Below are 14590 nucleotides of genomic sequence, written 5' to 3' on the forward strand. Positions count from 1 at the left end.
GACCGACCATGCGTTCCGCGTCCATGCCGCCGGCAGCAGGCACAGGCCTGGAACCTGGTTTCCGCGGTGTCATCTGTGCGTCTTTTGGCGCCACAGGTGACACCGCGGGTCTAGACACCGGTGTCCAGCCCAGGCATGACCTTCGTTTCCAAGCTGCAAACCACGAGGCCCTCACGGAACTGAGGTCCGCGCTCGGGCGTTCGCACGTCGGAGTCCGCCTCGTACTCGCCGGGCCGCCGGCGGACATCCGCGCTGCCGCAGCCGCCGCAGCGGAATGCGGACTGCAACAGGAGGAGCTCACCCTCCTGAACGACGAGACCGCACCCCGGGTAATTTACTGCCCACATTGCCATGCCACCACGGCAACCGTTCGCGAAGCGGGCTCCGAGGTGCAGTGCCAGGGATGTGCCACCACTCTGGCTACAACCGATCACTTCTCGCGCCGAATGGGCGCGTACCTGGGGTACTCAGCCCACGCCGAGGAGGCATCATGACTATCACGGCGCTCCCGATCACTGCCCACCCGGCCGTGGAAGGTGGCCTCCAGCTGGAGGTGACGAACGTCAGTCCCCAGACGGAATCGATTGTCAGCATCACGTTGGCTGATCCGTCGGGGGCACGCCTTCCGTCCTATGTCCCGGGCAGCCACCTGGTTGTCCAGTACGGCAGCGGCGTGAATGCGTATTCACTCACCGGTTCGGGCAACGCCCCGTCCGAATACGCCATCTCGGTCCTCCGGGTCGAGGACGGCGCGGGCGGCTCAGTGGCGATGCACCATCTCGCGGTCGGCGACCGGGTGTATGTCTCGCGTCCCCGCAGTGCTTTTGCCCCGGCATCTACAGCCACCCACCATCTGCTGATCGCTGCGGGAATCGGGATCACGCCGGTACTCTCGCACGCCAGGGCGGCGGCCGACCGCGGCACGACATCATCCTTGATCTACGTGTACCGGCCCGGGACCGGAGCCCACGTGGAGGAAGCCAGGGACCTGCTGGGACCCGCACTGACTGAATGCAGCGACCGCGGCAGTTTCCAGAATGTCCTCACCGAACGGCTCATGACCCAGAGCCTGGGAACCCACCTCTACGTCTGCGGCCCGATTGCCTTCATGGATGCAGTCCTGAATCAGGCTCGGGAGCTGGGATGGCCACCGGCGAGGCTGCACTCGGAAGCCTTCGGGGCGGCCGAACTGGACGACGGCGAGCCGTTCACGGTGAACTTGGTCCGCAGCGGCCTCAAGCTGGACGTGCCGGCCGGCGTGTCGCTGCTGGAAACACTCGAAAGGGCAGGGAAAACCATCCCCAACATGTGCCGCAAAGGCATCTGCGGGGAATGTGTCCTGCCGGTCCTCCGGGGAACCCCGCAGCACCGGGACCTCTACCTGACCGATCAGGAAAAGGCCGAGAACACCACAATGATGTGCTGTGTTTCACGCAGCGAAGACCCAGAATTGGAGTTGGACCTTTGAGCATCACCATTGGCAAAGACACTGACGCCGCCACCCTTCCGGAACGCATCAGGCGCTTTCCTTTCCCCTTCACCGGTGAAAGCTACCGCTACAGCGCCAACGTCGAACCGGCCAACAAAAACGTGCCGACAGACGCTGGCGCCTGGGGAGCCGGAGTCATCGACATCGACGAGTTCTACCTCCAGGAACTGGCCGACCGCGACCAGATCCTGACCCGGGACCCCTCACGCATGCAGGTCCTGCCCCATATGCGGCCCGCCGTGTGGGACACGATCGCCACCCTGCTGCCTGCCATGGCCGAAGATTACCCGGACATGATGTCCTTCCAGCGCGAAGGGAACGCCTGCCGCTGGCAGAACAAGCTGCAGGGCCTCGACGTGGAGTTCACCGTCGGCGACGACGACTCGCTGCCCATGGGCCCCCTGCGGTTTTTGGGCAGCCAGATCCAGGATGACATCGTTCTCCTCGACATCCGGGACAACACGATGTGGCTCGACGCCGGGCTGGTCTCCTTCGCCGCGGACTGGTCCTTCAATTTCGACGTCGGCATGAACTTCCTCGAAATCCACGGCCCCGTCCCGCGGGTCAAGGAAGAAAACATCATCCGCCGCGCCGAGCAGTTCCTCCTGCGACTGCAGCCCGGAGAACAGTTCCGCCGCACCAACTGGACCATGACCGTTGGCAACCGCCTGGACACCTCCACCGAAACCTACCCCGAGTGGGGCCCGGACCGCGGAACCATCGCCACCGACCCTGACATGCCCGACAAGCTCCACCTTCGCGTCGAGGTCCAGCACCTGATCCGCCTCCCCCACACCGGAGTCCTGCTGTTCCTGATCCGCAGCTACCTCCTGCCCCTCAGGGACATCGCCAAGGTCCCCGCCTGGCGCGAGAGGTTTGGCCACGTACTGGCAGAGCTCCCGGAAGACATGGCCGAATACAAAGGCATCATCCGCTACCGCAAAGCGGCGTCTGACTGGCTGCTGGCCGGCTAACGAGCGTGCCCTGTCAGGGGGCTGGCTGGCCGCATCCAGCCGGTCCCGAATCACAGGCACCCTCACCCTGATCAACCAACTCTCTACCACAAGCTCGTCCTCAAACAGGACTCACTAAGGAGATAATCATGACTATCAGCAGTGAAGCTCAAGCCGTTGTTGGGACGGCGCATCCGTTGGATCCGTTGTCGCGGGTGGAGATTTCCCGTGCGGTTTCGATTTTGAAGGAGGGCCCGGCTGCGGGGGAGTCGTTCCGTTTTATCAGTGTTGAGTTGCGTGAGCCGTCCAAGGCGGATTTGCGTAATGGTGTGCAGGTGGCGCGTGAGGCGGACGCGGTTCTGGTGGACCGGGCTCAGGGGCGTGCGTTCGAGGCGGTCGTGAGTCTTGAGACGGGCACGGTGGATGCGTGGAGGCAGCTTGCTGCCGGTGTTCAGCCGCCGTTCATGGTGGATGAGTTCGCCGAGGGTGAGGAGAGTTGCCGGAAGAATCCCGAGGTTCAGGCTGCTTTGGCCAAGCGCGGGATCACGGATATGTCCTTGGTGTGTTTCGAGCCGTGGTCCGTGGGTTATTTCGGTGAGGATGATGAGGGCCGGCGTTTGATGCGTGCCCTGGTTTTTGTTCGGGACGAGGCGGACGATAGCCCGTACGCGCACCCGATCGAGAATTTCATTGTGATCGTGGACTTGAATTCCGGGGAGGTCGTCAAGCTTGAGGATGACCAGGCGATCCCGGTTCCGGCCGCTTCGGGTAATTACCTGCCCAAGTACGTCGGTCCGGCCCGTACGGACCTCAAACCCATTGAGATCACCCAGCCCGAGGGTGCGTCGTTCACGGTGACGGGTAATCATGTGCAGTGGGCTGATTGGTCTTTCCGGGTTGGTTTCACCCCGCGTGAGGGTCTGGTCCTGCACCAGCTCAAGTTCCGGGATCAGGGTGTTGAGCGTCCGGTGATCAACCGGGCTTCGTTGTCGGAAATGGTTGTTCCTTATGGTGATACGGCCCCGGTGCAGGCGAAGAAGAACGCGTTTGATTCCGGTGAGTACAACATCGGTAACATGGCCAACTCCCTGACGTTGGGTTGTGACTGCCTGGGTGAGATCAAGTACTTCGATGGTCATAGCGTGGACAGCCTCGGTAACCCGTGGACGATCGAGAACGCGATCTGCATGCATGAGGAAGACGATTCCATTTTGTGGAAGCACTTCGATTTCCGTGAGGGCACCACCGAGACCCGGCGCAGCCGGAAGCTGGTGATTTCCTTCATTGCTACGGTCGCGAACTATGAGTACGCGTTCTACTGGCACCTTTTCCTTGACGGGAGCATCGAGTTCCTGGTCAAGGCCACCGGTATTCTTTCCACTGCCGGGCAGAAGCCCGGTGAGAAGAGCCCGTACGGTCAGTCCCTGAACAACGATGGCCTGTACGCCCCGATCCACCAGCACATGTTCAACGTCCGGATGGACTTCGAGCTTGATGGTCTGAAGAACGCCGTTTACGAAGTGGACATGGAAATCCCCCGGGAGAACCCCACCCATACCGCGTTCATGGCCGTGGATCGTTTGCTGGAGACCGAGAAAGCCGCGATCCGTAAGACCGATTCGGGCAAGCACCGGTTCTGGAAGGTCGTCAACCACGAGAGCAGGAACATCGTGGATGAACCGGTCGCGTACCGGTTGATCCCCACCGATGGTATCCAGCTCGCGGCCGGGGACGAGTCCTACGTCTCCAAACGTGCCCAGTTCGCCCGGAACAACCTCTGGGTCACCGCTTACGACCGGACCGAGCGCTTCGCCGCCGGGGAGTTCCCGAACCAGTCCACCGGCGCCGATGACGGCCTGCACGTCTGGACCGAAAAGGACCGGAACATCGTGGACCAGGACCTCGTGGTCTGGTACACCTTCGGCATGCACCACGTCGTCCGTCTCGAAGACTGGCCCGTCATGCCCCGCCAGAACATCGGCTTCATGCTCGAACCCCACGGCTTCTTCAACCAAAACCCCACCCTGAACCTCCCCACCGAAACCCGGGGCACCAACGGCGGGCACTGCAGCACAGGAAACGAACAATAAAGGCAAGCAAGCAATAACCGTGGTCCCCGGTGCCGTCCGCATCCGCACCGGGGACCACACCCCTTTTTCCACCCCGATCTTCAGTCCCCGGTGCTGTCCACATCCGCACCGGGGACTGAACCCATACCCCACCCAAACCCAGCAGCGAGAGCGTGATCCGCGTGTTCAACATCCCCGCAATTACCTGGACCCTCACCGCCGCCCTGCTCCTGGGCGGAAGCTACCACGCCCTGCAAGCGGCACGGTCCCGCCAACACACGGACCGGGTCAACAACATCCTCCACGCCCTCATGAACATCCTGATGGCCGCCATGCTCTGGAACCTCGCCCCCACCACCATGCTGGCCCAGATCGCCGTCCTGGCCGCCGCAGCCCTCTGGTTCACCATCCAAGCCGTCGCCCGGCCCGAATTCAAAACACTCTGCACCACCGCCCAAGGCCAGCTCAAATGCGCCTACCACGCCCTCACCATGGCCGGCGCAGCCACCATGCTCGCCCTCATGACCCACACACCCACCCACGCCCCGGCAAACCAAACAGCCGAGGCAACGGCAGAGGGGATGCCAATGCCAATGCCGGCCAGCCACCACGGCATCACCTCGGCGCAGGTCAGCACACCCGACACAACAGCAGCAGCCGTGGCAGGCCTCGGCCACACCCCCGCTCTCCTGCTCACCCTCGTCTTCACCGCCGCCGCAGCAACCTTCCTCACCCTCATTCTCCACCACCGCAGGACCGCCACAACCGGCACCCACCACGCTAGTGCCCGCAAACGAACCACACGCACCGAACACGCCCTCGAAGCCCTCGGCGCCACCACCATGGCCCTCATGTCCGTTGCCCTGATTACGTAAAGACATAAAGGCAGCTTTCCTGAGGACATCAAGGGTGTCTGTTGACCTCTTGATAAGATCGCGGGGCAATCGGACAATTCACCGGCCCCACCAGTTCCAAGCAGATCATTTCCCCATGACAGTCCACCCCCCGGAAGTGGGACTGTGGAAATAACGGTGTGTACCAAAACCGTTGGAAAACAGAGAGAAATTTCCGAGGTCGATGCCGGCCGTGAGCTGGTAAAGAAGGCCAAGGAACAGGACCTGGCGCTGACCGGCCCGGACGGGCTGCTCAAGCAGTTGACCAAGACCGTCATCGAGACCGCCCTGGACGGGGAACTGACCGAGCACCTCGGTTATGAAAGACACGACGCGGCGGCCAAGGTCACCGCCAACTCACGCAACGGCACCCGGCTCATCCGGCGATCATCCGGCTGGAGAACCCGTGGATGTCGCCAAAGGTGCTCGCGGAGCGCATCGGCTAATCCGTGTGTGCGACGTGGTTCAGGAAAATCGGGGCCAAGATCCGGCCGGAGCATTGCCGGCGGATTCAGCAGACTGGATCAGTTATGAATTCGGGACCAGGCCCAGTGCGACTGTGCTTATCTGAAGCGCTCATAGCTGTCGGTGCAGGGACACCACGGACACCTGCCGGACCAAACGATTCTGTCCCGCAGGGCGGGATCTGCTGGCCGGGATATGGGAGCTGCTCCGTGGGTTGGGGCTGTTCTGCGGCGGCTCTTGGATGAGACCGGGATCGGGTGCAGGACCAGCTTCGCGCCTGGGTCTAGCGTTCGGCCATGGTGTTCCGGACCAGGACCGTGCCGGCCAAGCTCTATGATCCGGAGAGCAAGGGCGGCGTGGAACGGACGAACCAGTCCCTGGAACCTCGCTCTTGCCGGGAAGTCCTTCGCGTCGCCGAAGGACTTCAATGCCCAGCTCGCGGCGTGGCTTGCCATGGCCAAACGCCCGTCTGGTCCGCTGCACTGGTGCCCGTCGCACGGAGCTACTGAGGACGACCCTACGGGCAAGTTCCACTGCCGGTCATTGGGCAGTTGTGCCACCCTGGCCGTTTTTCAGGGCCGCTGAACTAAGAGGGATGCGGCTTCTGGAGGGCTGAGCGACCAGAGTGGACACGAGAAGTTCAACAGCCCTGTCAGCAGGGTTAAAGGCCGGCCTTGGCAAGAAGTGCATCAACCATCATAAAGAAGTTGGCGCGATGATCCGCAGCATTCGGGTCGGTAATGTATTGAATGGCGGCCCCGTCATAGATCATCAGAAATGACCTGACCAAGGCTGGGATGCCTATGCGGCACTCTTCACCGTCGCTTTTCGCCGCAGCAGAGAACATATTTCCCAGCTCCACCTCATAGGCGGGATAAATCTTCGCCGCCACGGGGCTGCCGGGGGCATTACGTGTTGCCCACAAGATAAGTTCGAATTCAGCAAGTAGGCTTGCCGGCTCTTCCTCCAGTGAGCGCCAGTAGCCTTCGGCTACTTGTTCCACGGTCTTACGAAGTCCCAAGTGAATCGGGAGGTCACGGGAAAACCGGCCCAGGTTCTTCAACCACGCCCGCGCGGCTGCTTCCATGAGATCGTCTTTGTCAGCGAAGTTGTAATGCGCGGCGGCCAGCGGTGCGTTCGCTTCCTTTGCAATGGCCCGCATGGTTACCGACTGAACGCCCTCACGCCTCATGAGTTCTACGGTCGCGGCGATTAGCTGTTCTTTTCGTTCTGCTGACGGTACCCGCATAATTCACTCTCCAGTCTCGGGGTCTCCCCCGGCAAGGACCCTTCTTAAGGGTATCGCTTTTGCATCGTTTGAACCATTGACTGGAACGGGTGTCCCTATCAGGCTGTTCACGCACCTCACATATTGCACCCGTTTTCCAACCCACCGCGAGTCGACGACATCGGCCTCAAAGGCTCCGAGCACTCACTTTGGTAGCCGCACTGGGTGTGAGGCCCGACGGGGGACTTAGCACGTTAATGTGTGCAGGTCCCCCGGTGGATCCCACAGGAATTGGCCTGCTGCCATTACTTTATCTAAGAGCACGGATCATTTTTTTGAAAAGTCGATTGGCTGCATGGGGCCAGTTGTTAGCTTGTGGAGAGGGTGTCGGTGAGTTCGTCAGGCGTGTTGGTGTCGATGTCCTGGGACGTGCCGTTCAGGTACCGTTCGAGGGAGTCATCCATGGCGTTGAGCCAGCGGGTGTGGTGTTTGACTGCCATGGTGCCGGTGACCACGGAGCGGTGGATCATGTCGCGGTATCCTAGGATGTCGTCGTGCTTGTGCTGCATCCAGTCCTTGAAGAGCTGGGAAACGGCGTCCAGGTCGAAGGGCGGGTAATCGGTGGCGTCAATGAGTTCGCGCAGGTAGTCCGTTTGGAAGTCGGCCTCTGCGTCGTGGTCCGGAAGCGCGGCCTGGCGTTCGAGCCAGAGCTGGATGTTGGCCTCGCGTTCGGCGAGGGAGGGCAGGTTAATCGCACCGGTCATGACGTCGCGAGCAAACCAGGCCTGGGCGTCAAACATGTTGAAGGTGTAGTACTGGTCCTGCGCGCCGAGGTAGAACAGGTTGGTGTTCTGCTGCCAGACGACACCTTTGTAGAGGTTGCCCGGGTACAGCACGTTCGGTGACTTCAGCGACAGCTCGCTGGGCAGGAACGGGTACTTGTGCTGGTATCCGGTGCAAAGCACGACGGCGTCAAAGTCGTCATGGGTGCCGTCACTGAAGTATGCGGTGCTGCCCTGGAAGTGGGTGACGAGCGGCCGCTCCACGGTGGTCTCGGGCCAGTGATAGCCCATCGGGTTCGTGCGGTAGCTCATGGTGATGGATGCGGCGCCCATTTTGTGGGCCTGCATGCCGATGTCCTCAGCGGAATAGCTGCTGCCGATCATGAGCAGCCTCTTGCCGTAGAACCGCTCTGCGCCCCGGAAATCGTGGGCGTGCATAACCTCGCCCGGGAAAGTCTTGATGCCCTTGAACTCGGGGACGGCAGGGACGTGGAAGTGGCCGGTGGCAACCACGAGCTTGTCGAACACGTGGGTCTCGGTGAGGTTGGTTTTGAGGTCCTCAACCGTCACTGTGAATTCCTGCGTGGCCTCGTTGTAGGTGGTGTGGCGGGCAACGGTGTTGAACTTGACGTACTTGCGGACGTCGGATTTTTCCACGCGGCCCTTGATGTAGTCGAAGAGGACCTCGCGGGGCGGGAAGGAGGAAATGGGGCGGCCAAAGTGCTCGTCAAAGGAGTAGTCCGAGAACTCGAGGCACTCCTTGGGCCCGTTGGACCACAGGTGGCGGTACATGCTGGAATGGACGGCCTCGCCGTGCCCGTCCAGGCCGACCCGCCAGCTGTTGTTCCATTGACCGCCCCAGTCGTCCTGCTTTTCAAAGCACTTGATCTCGGGGATGGCGGCGCCTTTTTGGCGTGCTGATTCAAAGGCCCGCAGCTGTGCCAGGCCGCTGGGGCCGGCACCGATGATTCCGACTCGTAGTGTCATGATGCTCTCCTCTTCCAATAGATCTCTGGGTCGCTAGTGCGCGACGCTGTGGGTTGCCACGCGCCAAGCCGGCACTCAGACAGGTGCCGCCTGCGGTAGCGGGTGATGCTTTTGGTACCCGGCCATACAGCCGGGCGAGTTCGCTCTTACGGGGCGAAGGTGCGGTCGCCGGTGAAGAACCCCAGGCCGTACTCGGGGGTCTCGAACTTGACTGTGGTTCCCTTCGGGAAGAACAGGACGTCGCGCTCCTTTGCGTGCGTGACTTCGCCTGTGGTTTCGTCGGTGAGGATGAATTCGCCCTTGATGACGACCTTCATTTCATCGTAGGTGTACGTGTACACCAGCGGCTCGGAAGCCTTCAGTTCGAAGAATCCGGCGCACATGACCGAGCCTTCGGGGTTGTGGAGGGAGTCGCCGATGGCAGCGACGGTCCCTGGCTCGTTCATCGGCGGCAGGCCCAAATAACCGCCAACTACCTTGTGGATGGATCCGGCCTTACTCAGTGTTCCTACAACGGTTTCCATTTGTTTCTCCTTTGAAAATGGTGCTGTGAATGGTTCGTCAGAACTGCGTCTTCGACAGAACTGTCATCCTTTGGGCGGGATATGGGAGTGGCCGCATAGCAGCTGAGCAGCCCGATCGGACCCCTAGGGCATCGCTTGCAAATCGGAGATTTTTGGATCTGCACGGTAGGCGACCACTCCTAGCGTGATGCAAGTCACGATGTTTGTGCCTGAAACTTTGAAATGAACAAGCGTCTAAGTCAATCGCGCATACTGGCATCTTCTCCATTTGGGCGCACGTCGACCCTCGTGCTTATGGCAAACGCTGAGCCCCGTGAACGTCGAACTAAAAGCGGGAACATGCCCTCGCCCATTACACGGTGCGGCCTCATGAAAGCCTCCGGGCATATGAATAAGGGGGAACGCTCAATCAAGAAACGGGCCGAAGACCAGGCGACAATTTTCCGCTTTGATTTCAAAGGGTCCGGTCCTGAGAACCTCACCCGCGCTACATGAGGCTCGCTATGACCCTCCGCCTGTTGTCATGGCAGAGGCGGACCCCCTTGCATAGGGGCCACTTAGCGCATAACTTCACGCGTTATTCCGAACGGAACTTAGTCCGAGAGGGCAGCCGCATAGCGTCCCGGCTCCTAACGCGCAACCAAATGCCATGCCTTCCCGTTCGTATTGCCAGTTCCTGGAGGTCGTTCACGGCTTCATCAAGGCGCTAATCCAAAGCGCGCCGGCTAGTGACATAAATGTAGATGGACTCAAGGAGGGCGGTCATGGTGTTCCATTGTGTTAGCTGATTGCATCCGTTATTTCATTCCAGGTTCCCTCTAGAGAGCTCGGACACTCCGTGGTGAACAAACGAAGAAGTGTGGTTGCTCAACGGGTGCGAACGGCACGATGAGCCACTGGCCGCCGTAGAACTCGACGTATGAATCCGAGGGGCACCGTGCGTAAGCCTCTTCACGAGTCATGACTTTCTCTTTCTGAATCCGAAGTACGAACCGAATGGCTCTGGGGCTGGAACTCCCGGGATCATCCGCGACCCGATACCGATAGAAAGGTGGAGGCCCTGCGTATTTATGTGTGATGCACATCACGAACGCTTGCTCAAAATACTGTGACATGAACGCTTGTATAAGTCAAGCGTTCAAAACATGGTCTCTATTACCTTGCCCAGCGGCATCCGATCGCCTCAACACGCAGGGCATACGCAGCAGGCGCAGGTGCTCCAGCGCGGACCCTGCCCCATTTGGGAGACCACAAGAAACGGCAATATGCGCCTACCGTCGCCCGCCTCCGGTATTGACATTGCAGGTCACGGGAAAGCTCGCAACGGAGGGTCCTCGCGCGCCATGGCTGATGCACGGGACTCAATGTCAGCGTGGGCGGCAACACCCGATGCCCGTCATCGGCCCCGGGAATCTCCTCCTCCTGGCCGCGCTTTCCAAATCCTTGCGAGCCTCGATGTTCTAGACAGAAACTTCCGTTTAGGACGGTTGACTTATACGAGTGTTCATGTGAAAGTTTGTGGAACGAATCATAAGTGACTGGCATCACACCACCGCACTTGGGGCTGAGCTGGCTGACCTTCTTGAGGCTAGAGAATGTCAGGTTGCAGACAATCTCCCCGAGCTATCCGGGAGTTCTAACCAAGATGCTGCGCAGCCTCATACGCGCCAAAGCACACAGTTCTGACGAACCATTCACAGCACCATTTTCAAAGGAGAAACAAATGGAAACCGTTGTAGGAACACTGAGTAAGGCCGGATCCATCCACAAGGTAGTTGGCGGTTATTTGGGCCTGCCGCCGATGAACGAGCCAGGGACCGTCGCTGCCATCGGCGACTCCCTCCACAACCCCGAAGGCTCGGTCATGTGCGCCGGATTCTTCGAACTGAAGGCTTCCGAGCCGCTGGTGTACACGTACACCTACGATGAAATGAAGGTCGTCATCAAGGGCGAATTCATCCTCACCGACGAAACCACAGGCGAAGTCACGCACGCAAAGGAGCGCGACGTCCTGTTCTTCCCGAAGGGAACCACAGTCAAGTTCGAGACCCCCGAGTACGGCCTGGGGTTCTTCACCGGCGACCGCACCTTCGCCCCGTAAGAGCGAACTCGCCCGGCTGTATGGCCGGGTACCAAAAGCATCACCCGCTACCGCAGGCGGCACCTGTCTGAGTGCCGGCTTGGCGCGTGGCAACCCACAGCGTCGCGCACTAGCGACCCAGAGATCTATTGGAAGAGGAGAGCATCATGACACTACGAGTCGGAATCATCGGTGCCGGCCCCAGCGGCCTGGCACAGCTGCGGGCCTTTGAATCAGCACGCCAAAAAGGCGCCGCCATCCCCGAGATCAAGTGCTTTGAAAAGCAGGACGACTGGGGCGGTCAATGGAACAACAGCTGGCGGGTCGGCCTGGACGGGCACGGCGAGGCCGTCCATTCCAGCATGTACCGCCACCTGTGGTCCAACGGGCCCAAGGAGTGCCTCGAGTTCTCGGACTACTCCTTTGACGAGCACTTTGGCCGCCCCATTTCCTCCTTCCCGCCCCGCGAGGTCCTCTTCGACTACATCAAGGGCCGCGTGGAAAAATCCGACGTCCGCAAGTACGTCAAGTTCAACACCGTTGCCCGCCACACCACCTACAACGAGGCCACGCAGGAATTCACAGTGACGGTTGAGGACCTCAAAACCAACCTCACCGAGACCCACGTGTTCGACAAGCTCGTGGTTGCCACCGGCCACTTCCACGTCCCTGCCGTCCCCGAGTTCAAGGGCATCAAGACTTTCCCGGGCGAGGTTATGCACGCCCACGATTTCCGGGGCGCAGAGCGGTTCTACGGCAAGAGGCTGCTCATGATCGGCAGCAGCTATTCCGCTGAGGACATCGGCATGCAGGCCCACAAAATGGGCGCCGCATCCATCACCATGAGCTACCGCACGAACCCGATGGGCTATCACTGGCCCGAGACCACCGTGGAGCGGCCGCTCGTCACCCACTTCCAGGGCAGCACCGCATACTTCAGTGACGGCACCCATGACGACTTTGACGCCGTCGTGCTTTGCACCGGATACCAGCACAAGTACCCGTTCCTGCCCAGCGAGCTGTCGCTGAAGTCACCGAACGTGCTGTACCCGGGCAACCTCTACAAAGGTGTCGTCTGGCAGCAGAACACCAACCTGTTCTACCTCGGCGCGCAGGACCAGTACTACACCTTCAACATGTTTGACGCCCAGGCCTGGTTTGCTCGCGACGTCATGACCGGTGCGATTAACCTGCCCTCCCTCGCCGAACGCGAGGCCAACATCCAGCTCTGGCTCGAACGCCAGGCCGCGCTTCCGGACCACGACGCAGAGGCCGACTTCCAAACGGACTACCTGCGCGAACTCATTGACGCCACCGATTACCCGCCCTTCGACCTGGACGCCGTTTCCCAGCTCTTCAAGGACTGGATGCAGCACAAGCACGACGACATCCTAGGATACCGCGACATGATCCACCGCTCCGTGGTCACCGGCACCATGGCAGTCAAACACCACACCCGCTGGCTCAACGCCATGGATGACTCCCTCGAACGGTACCTGAACGGCACGTCCCAGGACATCGACACCAACACGCCTGACGAACTCACCGACACCCTCTCCACAAGCTAACAACTGCAGGCTAGCCGCGTGGGCAGATCGACTACACGGACTCCCCCGAGGTGGTCTCCACGGACTTCGTCGGCTCGCGCCGCGCAGGCATCGTCGACGGCCTGGCCACCATCGCCAACGACAAGAACCTCGTGGTCTATGTCTGGTACGACAACGAATTCGGCTACTCCTGCCAGGTAGTGCGCGTCATGGAAGAAATGGCCGGCGTGAAGCGGCCGTCGTTCCCCGCCACGGATGTCGTTGAGGAGGCCATGTCGGTGCTTGCCGCCCTGGGGTAAATTCCACCGCTGCTTAACCGAGCCGCGGCCATCACCACCAGCCCGCCGGAGACGTTACCGGCGGGCAGCAGCAGAAAGGTAAATCCAATGAGCAAAACCTTCCAGCCCGCAGAGCTGTTCGCGGGGGAGCTAGACGAATCCCTGCTCGGCCCTCCTCTGGCCGAGGTGCTAGGCGACGAGATTCCAACGAGAATTTCCATTCCCTTCACCAGCGACGACTCCCGCATCCTCTCTGGAGTCTGGGAGGCCGAACCCGGCCTCTCGCGGTGGGAGTTTCTGGAGCGCGGCGAGGTGATTCACGTCCTTGAAGGGCGCATGGTGGTCACTGAGGACGGCGGTGAACCGGTCACACTGGAGGCCGGAACCGCCGGCTTCTTTCCCATCGGGTGGCGAGGGACCTGGGAGATCCAGGAACGGATCAGAAAATTCTTTGTGATCTTCACGCCCTGACCGCCAAAGCTCTGCCGGTCCAGGCCCGGGGGTACACCCCGGGCCTGGCACGTTTTGGCGCGTGATCGGTGCGTGGTGTCCTGAATCCTCATCAGCGGTGGCGACTGTCCCGGTCTAAACGCCGTTATCCGTGGCGCCGTCTTGAAGGGCATTGCCATCCATGGTCACGAATTCGTGGGCTTCCGGGACGGCTGGCGTGGTGTGGTTGAGGGCGACATCATCGAGATTCCCCGCACCATGGTCCGGGGCATCGCCAAACAGGGCGGAACCATCCTTGGCACCTCCCGCACCAACCCGTTCGAGAACGGCGGCGGCCCCGAGGTCATCACAGACCACATGGAATCCCCGCACTCCGAACGCGGGCTAGACACCTTCGGCCGTCCCCGGCTCGGTGGCATCGCGGACCAACTCACCCCGGAAATCGAAGCCCGCACCGGCATCGAAACCCGTGCCACCCGCCTGGGCATGGCCGCCATCGGCCCAGGGACACGGCACCGGTGGCCATGGTATCCACACCCGTGCCTGCCCCGGCTCCCCCTCCAGAGGCGACGGCCCCGACCATCGGGGTCACGAACCGGATGAGTGCCGGCAAAAGCGAACAGGGCGACGACCATCAGCGTAAAGTCGGTGATGAAACCGGTCAAAACGTCCTTCCGGCTGTTGTTTCCCAGGAGGAGGAACGCTACCGAGTAGAAAATGGCCGCGCGAGGGAGGCAAGCAACCCGGTGCGATTCAGGACGATGAGGATGAACACGCCAACCCCGGCTGATCGGTCATGACCAGGAGCTTCATCGACTCAGCGAAACCCTGCCGTCCGTGGAGTG

General features: G+C 60.9%; 13 protein-coding genes and 3 pseudogenes. 11 read left to right on the top strand and 5 right to left on the bottom strand.

The annotated features are described in order from the left end of the window. Positions 1-8 precede the first annotated feature (8 nt). From ABD884_RS20875 to ABD884_RS20900, 6 genes and pseudogenes are all read left to right on the top strand, one after another. On the top strand, positions 9-494 hold the full coding sequence (locus ABD884_RS20875) for a dimethylamine monooxygenase subunit DmmA family protein (RefSeq protein ID WP_345051258.1): 486 nt from the start codon (positions 9-11) through the stop codon (positions 492-494). Then, the gene (locus tag ABD884_RS20880; RefSeq protein ID WP_345051261.1) at positions 491-1468 is read left to right on the top strand and encodes a PDR/VanB family oxidoreductase; all 978 of its coding nucleotides are present in this window, start codon (positions 491-493) and stop codon (positions 1466-1468) included. Before ABD884_RS20875 ends, ABD884_RS20880 begins: the two co-directional genes overlap by 4 nt. Beyond that, positions 1465-2463 (top strand): heme-dependent oxidative N-demethylase family protein, encoded by a 999-nt coding sequence (locus tag ABD884_RS20885; protein ID WP_345051263.1) that lies wholly within the window; start codon positions 1465-1467, stop codon positions 2461-2463. Before ABD884_RS20880 ends, ABD884_RS20885 begins: the two co-directional genes overlap by 4 nt. Before the next feature lie 128 nt (positions 2464-2591). Then, the gene (locus ABD884_RS20890) at positions 2592-4532 is read left to right on the top strand and encodes a primary-amine oxidase (RefSeq protein WP_345033404.1); all 1941 of its coding nucleotides are present in this window, start codon (positions 2592-2594) and stop codon (positions 4530-4532) included. A gap of 161 nt (positions 4533-4693) precedes the next feature. Next, a complete protein-coding gene (locus ABD884_RS20895) occupies positions 4694-5386 on the top strand; it encodes a DUF5134 domain-containing protein (RefSeq protein ID WP_345051264.1) in 693 nt (230 codons plus the stop codon). Positions 5387-5542: 156 nt separating this feature from the next. Then, positions 5543-5779: pseudogene (locus ABD884_RS20900) on the top strand (transposase); the annotation flags it as partial. 188 nt (positions 5780-5967) lie between these two features. Here ABD884_RS20900 and ABD884_RS20905 read toward each other — a convergent pair. The 5 genes from ABD884_RS20905 to ABD884_RS20925 form a co-directional block, all read right to left on the bottom strand. Next, a complete protein-coding gene (locus ABD884_RS20905; RefSeq protein WP_345051266.1) occupies positions 5968-6324 on the bottom strand; it encodes a hypothetical protein in 357 nt (118 codons plus the stop codon). 206 nt (positions 6325-6530) lie between these two features. After that, entirely contained in the window at positions 6531-7118 is a 588-nt protein-coding gene (locus ABD884_RS20910) for a TetR/AcrR family transcriptional regulator (RefSeq protein ID WP_081736714.1), read from the bottom strand. A 347-nt stretch (positions 7119-7465) separates the two neighbouring features. Beyond that, a complete protein-coding gene (locus ABD884_RS20915; protein ID WP_345051270.1) occupies positions 7466-8866 on the bottom strand; it encodes an NAD(P)-binding domain-containing protein in 1401 nt (466 codons plus the stop codon). Positions 8867-9012: 146 nt separating this feature from the next. Next, entirely contained in the window at positions 9013-9390 is a 378-nt protein-coding gene (locus ABD884_RS20920) for a cupin domain-containing protein (RefSeq protein ID WP_051422984.1), read from the bottom strand. A gap of 818 nt (positions 9391-10208) precedes the next feature. After that, positions 10209-10352 (bottom strand): hypothetical protein, encoded by a 144-nt coding sequence (locus ABD884_RS20925; protein WP_345051275.1) that lies wholly within the window; start codon positions 10350-10352, stop codon positions 10209-10211. A 761-nt stretch (positions 10353-11113) separates the two neighbouring features. Here ABD884_RS20925 and ABD884_RS20930 point away from each other — a divergent pair. The 5 genes and pseudogenes from ABD884_RS20930 to ABD884_RS20950 all read left to right on the top strand — a co-directional run. Then, complete coding sequence (locus tag ABD884_RS20930) at positions 11114-11491, top strand: cupin domain-containing protein (RefSeq protein WP_051422984.1); 378 nt, start codon at positions 11114-11116, stop codon at positions 11489-11491. 146 nt (positions 11492-11637) lie between these two features. After that, on the top strand, positions 11638-13038 hold the full coding sequence (locus ABD884_RS20935) for an NAD(P)-binding domain-containing protein (protein ID WP_345051270.1): 1401 nt from the start codon (positions 11638-11640) through the stop codon (positions 13036-13038). Positions 13039-13055: 17 nt separating this feature from the next. Beyond that, positions 13056-13316 (top strand): annotated as a pseudogene (locus ABD884_RS20940) (glyceraldehyde-3-phosphate dehydrogenase); the annotation flags it as partial. 87 nt (positions 13317-13403) lie between these two features. After that, positions 13404-13766 (top strand): cupin domain-containing protein, encoded by a 363-nt coding sequence (locus tag ABD884_RS20945; protein ID WP_091256992.1) that lies wholly within the window; start codon positions 13404-13406, stop codon positions 13764-13766. Between the two features lie 84 nt (positions 13767-13850). Next, positions 13851-14108 (top strand): annotated as a pseudogene (locus ABD884_RS20950) (6-phosphofructokinase); the annotation flags it as partial. Between the last annotated feature and the right edge of the window lie 482 nt (positions 14109-14590).

The organism is Arthrobacter methylotrophus, from assembly GCF_039539965.1.
Classification (GTDB): Bacteria; Actinomycetota; Actinomycetes; order Actinomycetales; family Micrococcaceae; genus Arthrobacter; species Arthrobacter methylotrophus.

Bases quoted from the DNA above. Each gene is read 5' to 3' on its own strand.
- ABD884_RS20890 (WP_345033404.1), top strand. From the start codon at position 2,592: ATGACTATCAGCAGTGAAGCTCAAGCCGTTGTTGGGACGGCGCATCCG.
- ABD884_RS20945 (WP_091256992.1), top strand. From the start codon at position 13,404: ATGAGCAAAACCTTCCAGCCCGCAGAGCTGTTCGCGGGGGAGCTAGAC.
- ABD884_RS20915 (WP_345051270.1), bottom strand. From the start codon at position 8,866: ATGACACTACGAGTCGGAATCATCGGTGCCGGCCCCAGCGGCCTGGCA.
- ABD884_RS20925 (WP_345051275.1), bottom strand. From the start codon at position 10,352: ATGACTCGTGAAGAGGCTTACGCACGGTGCCCCTCGGATTCATACGTC.
- ABD884_RS20935 (WP_345051270.1), top strand. From the start codon at position 11,638: ATGACACTACGAGTCGGAATCATCGGTGCCGGCCCCAGCGGCCTGGCA.
- ABD884_RS20880 (WP_345051261.1), top strand. From the start codon at position 491: ATGACTATCACGGCGCTCCCGATCACTGCCCACCCGGCCGTGGAAGGT.
- ABD884_RS20930 (WP_051422984.1), top strand. From the start codon at position 11,114: ATGGAAACCGTTGTAGGAACACTGAGTAAGGCCGGATCCATCCACAAG.
- ABD884_RS20875 (WP_345051258.1), top strand. From the start codon at position 9: ATGCGTTCCGCGTCCATGCCGCCGGCAGCAGGCACAGGCCTGGAACCT.
- ABD884_RS20920 (WP_051422984.1), bottom strand. From the start codon at position 9,390: ATGGAAACCGTTGTAGGAACACTGAGTAAGGCCGGATCCATCCACAAG.
- ABD884_RS20910 (WP_081736714.1), bottom strand. From the start codon at position 7,118: ATGCGGGTACCGTCAGCAGAACGAAAAGAACAGCTAATCGCCGCGACC.
- ABD884_RS20905 (WP_345051266.1), bottom strand. From the start codon at position 6,324: ATGGCAAGCCACGCCGCGAGCTGGGCATTGAAGTCCTTCGGCGACGCG.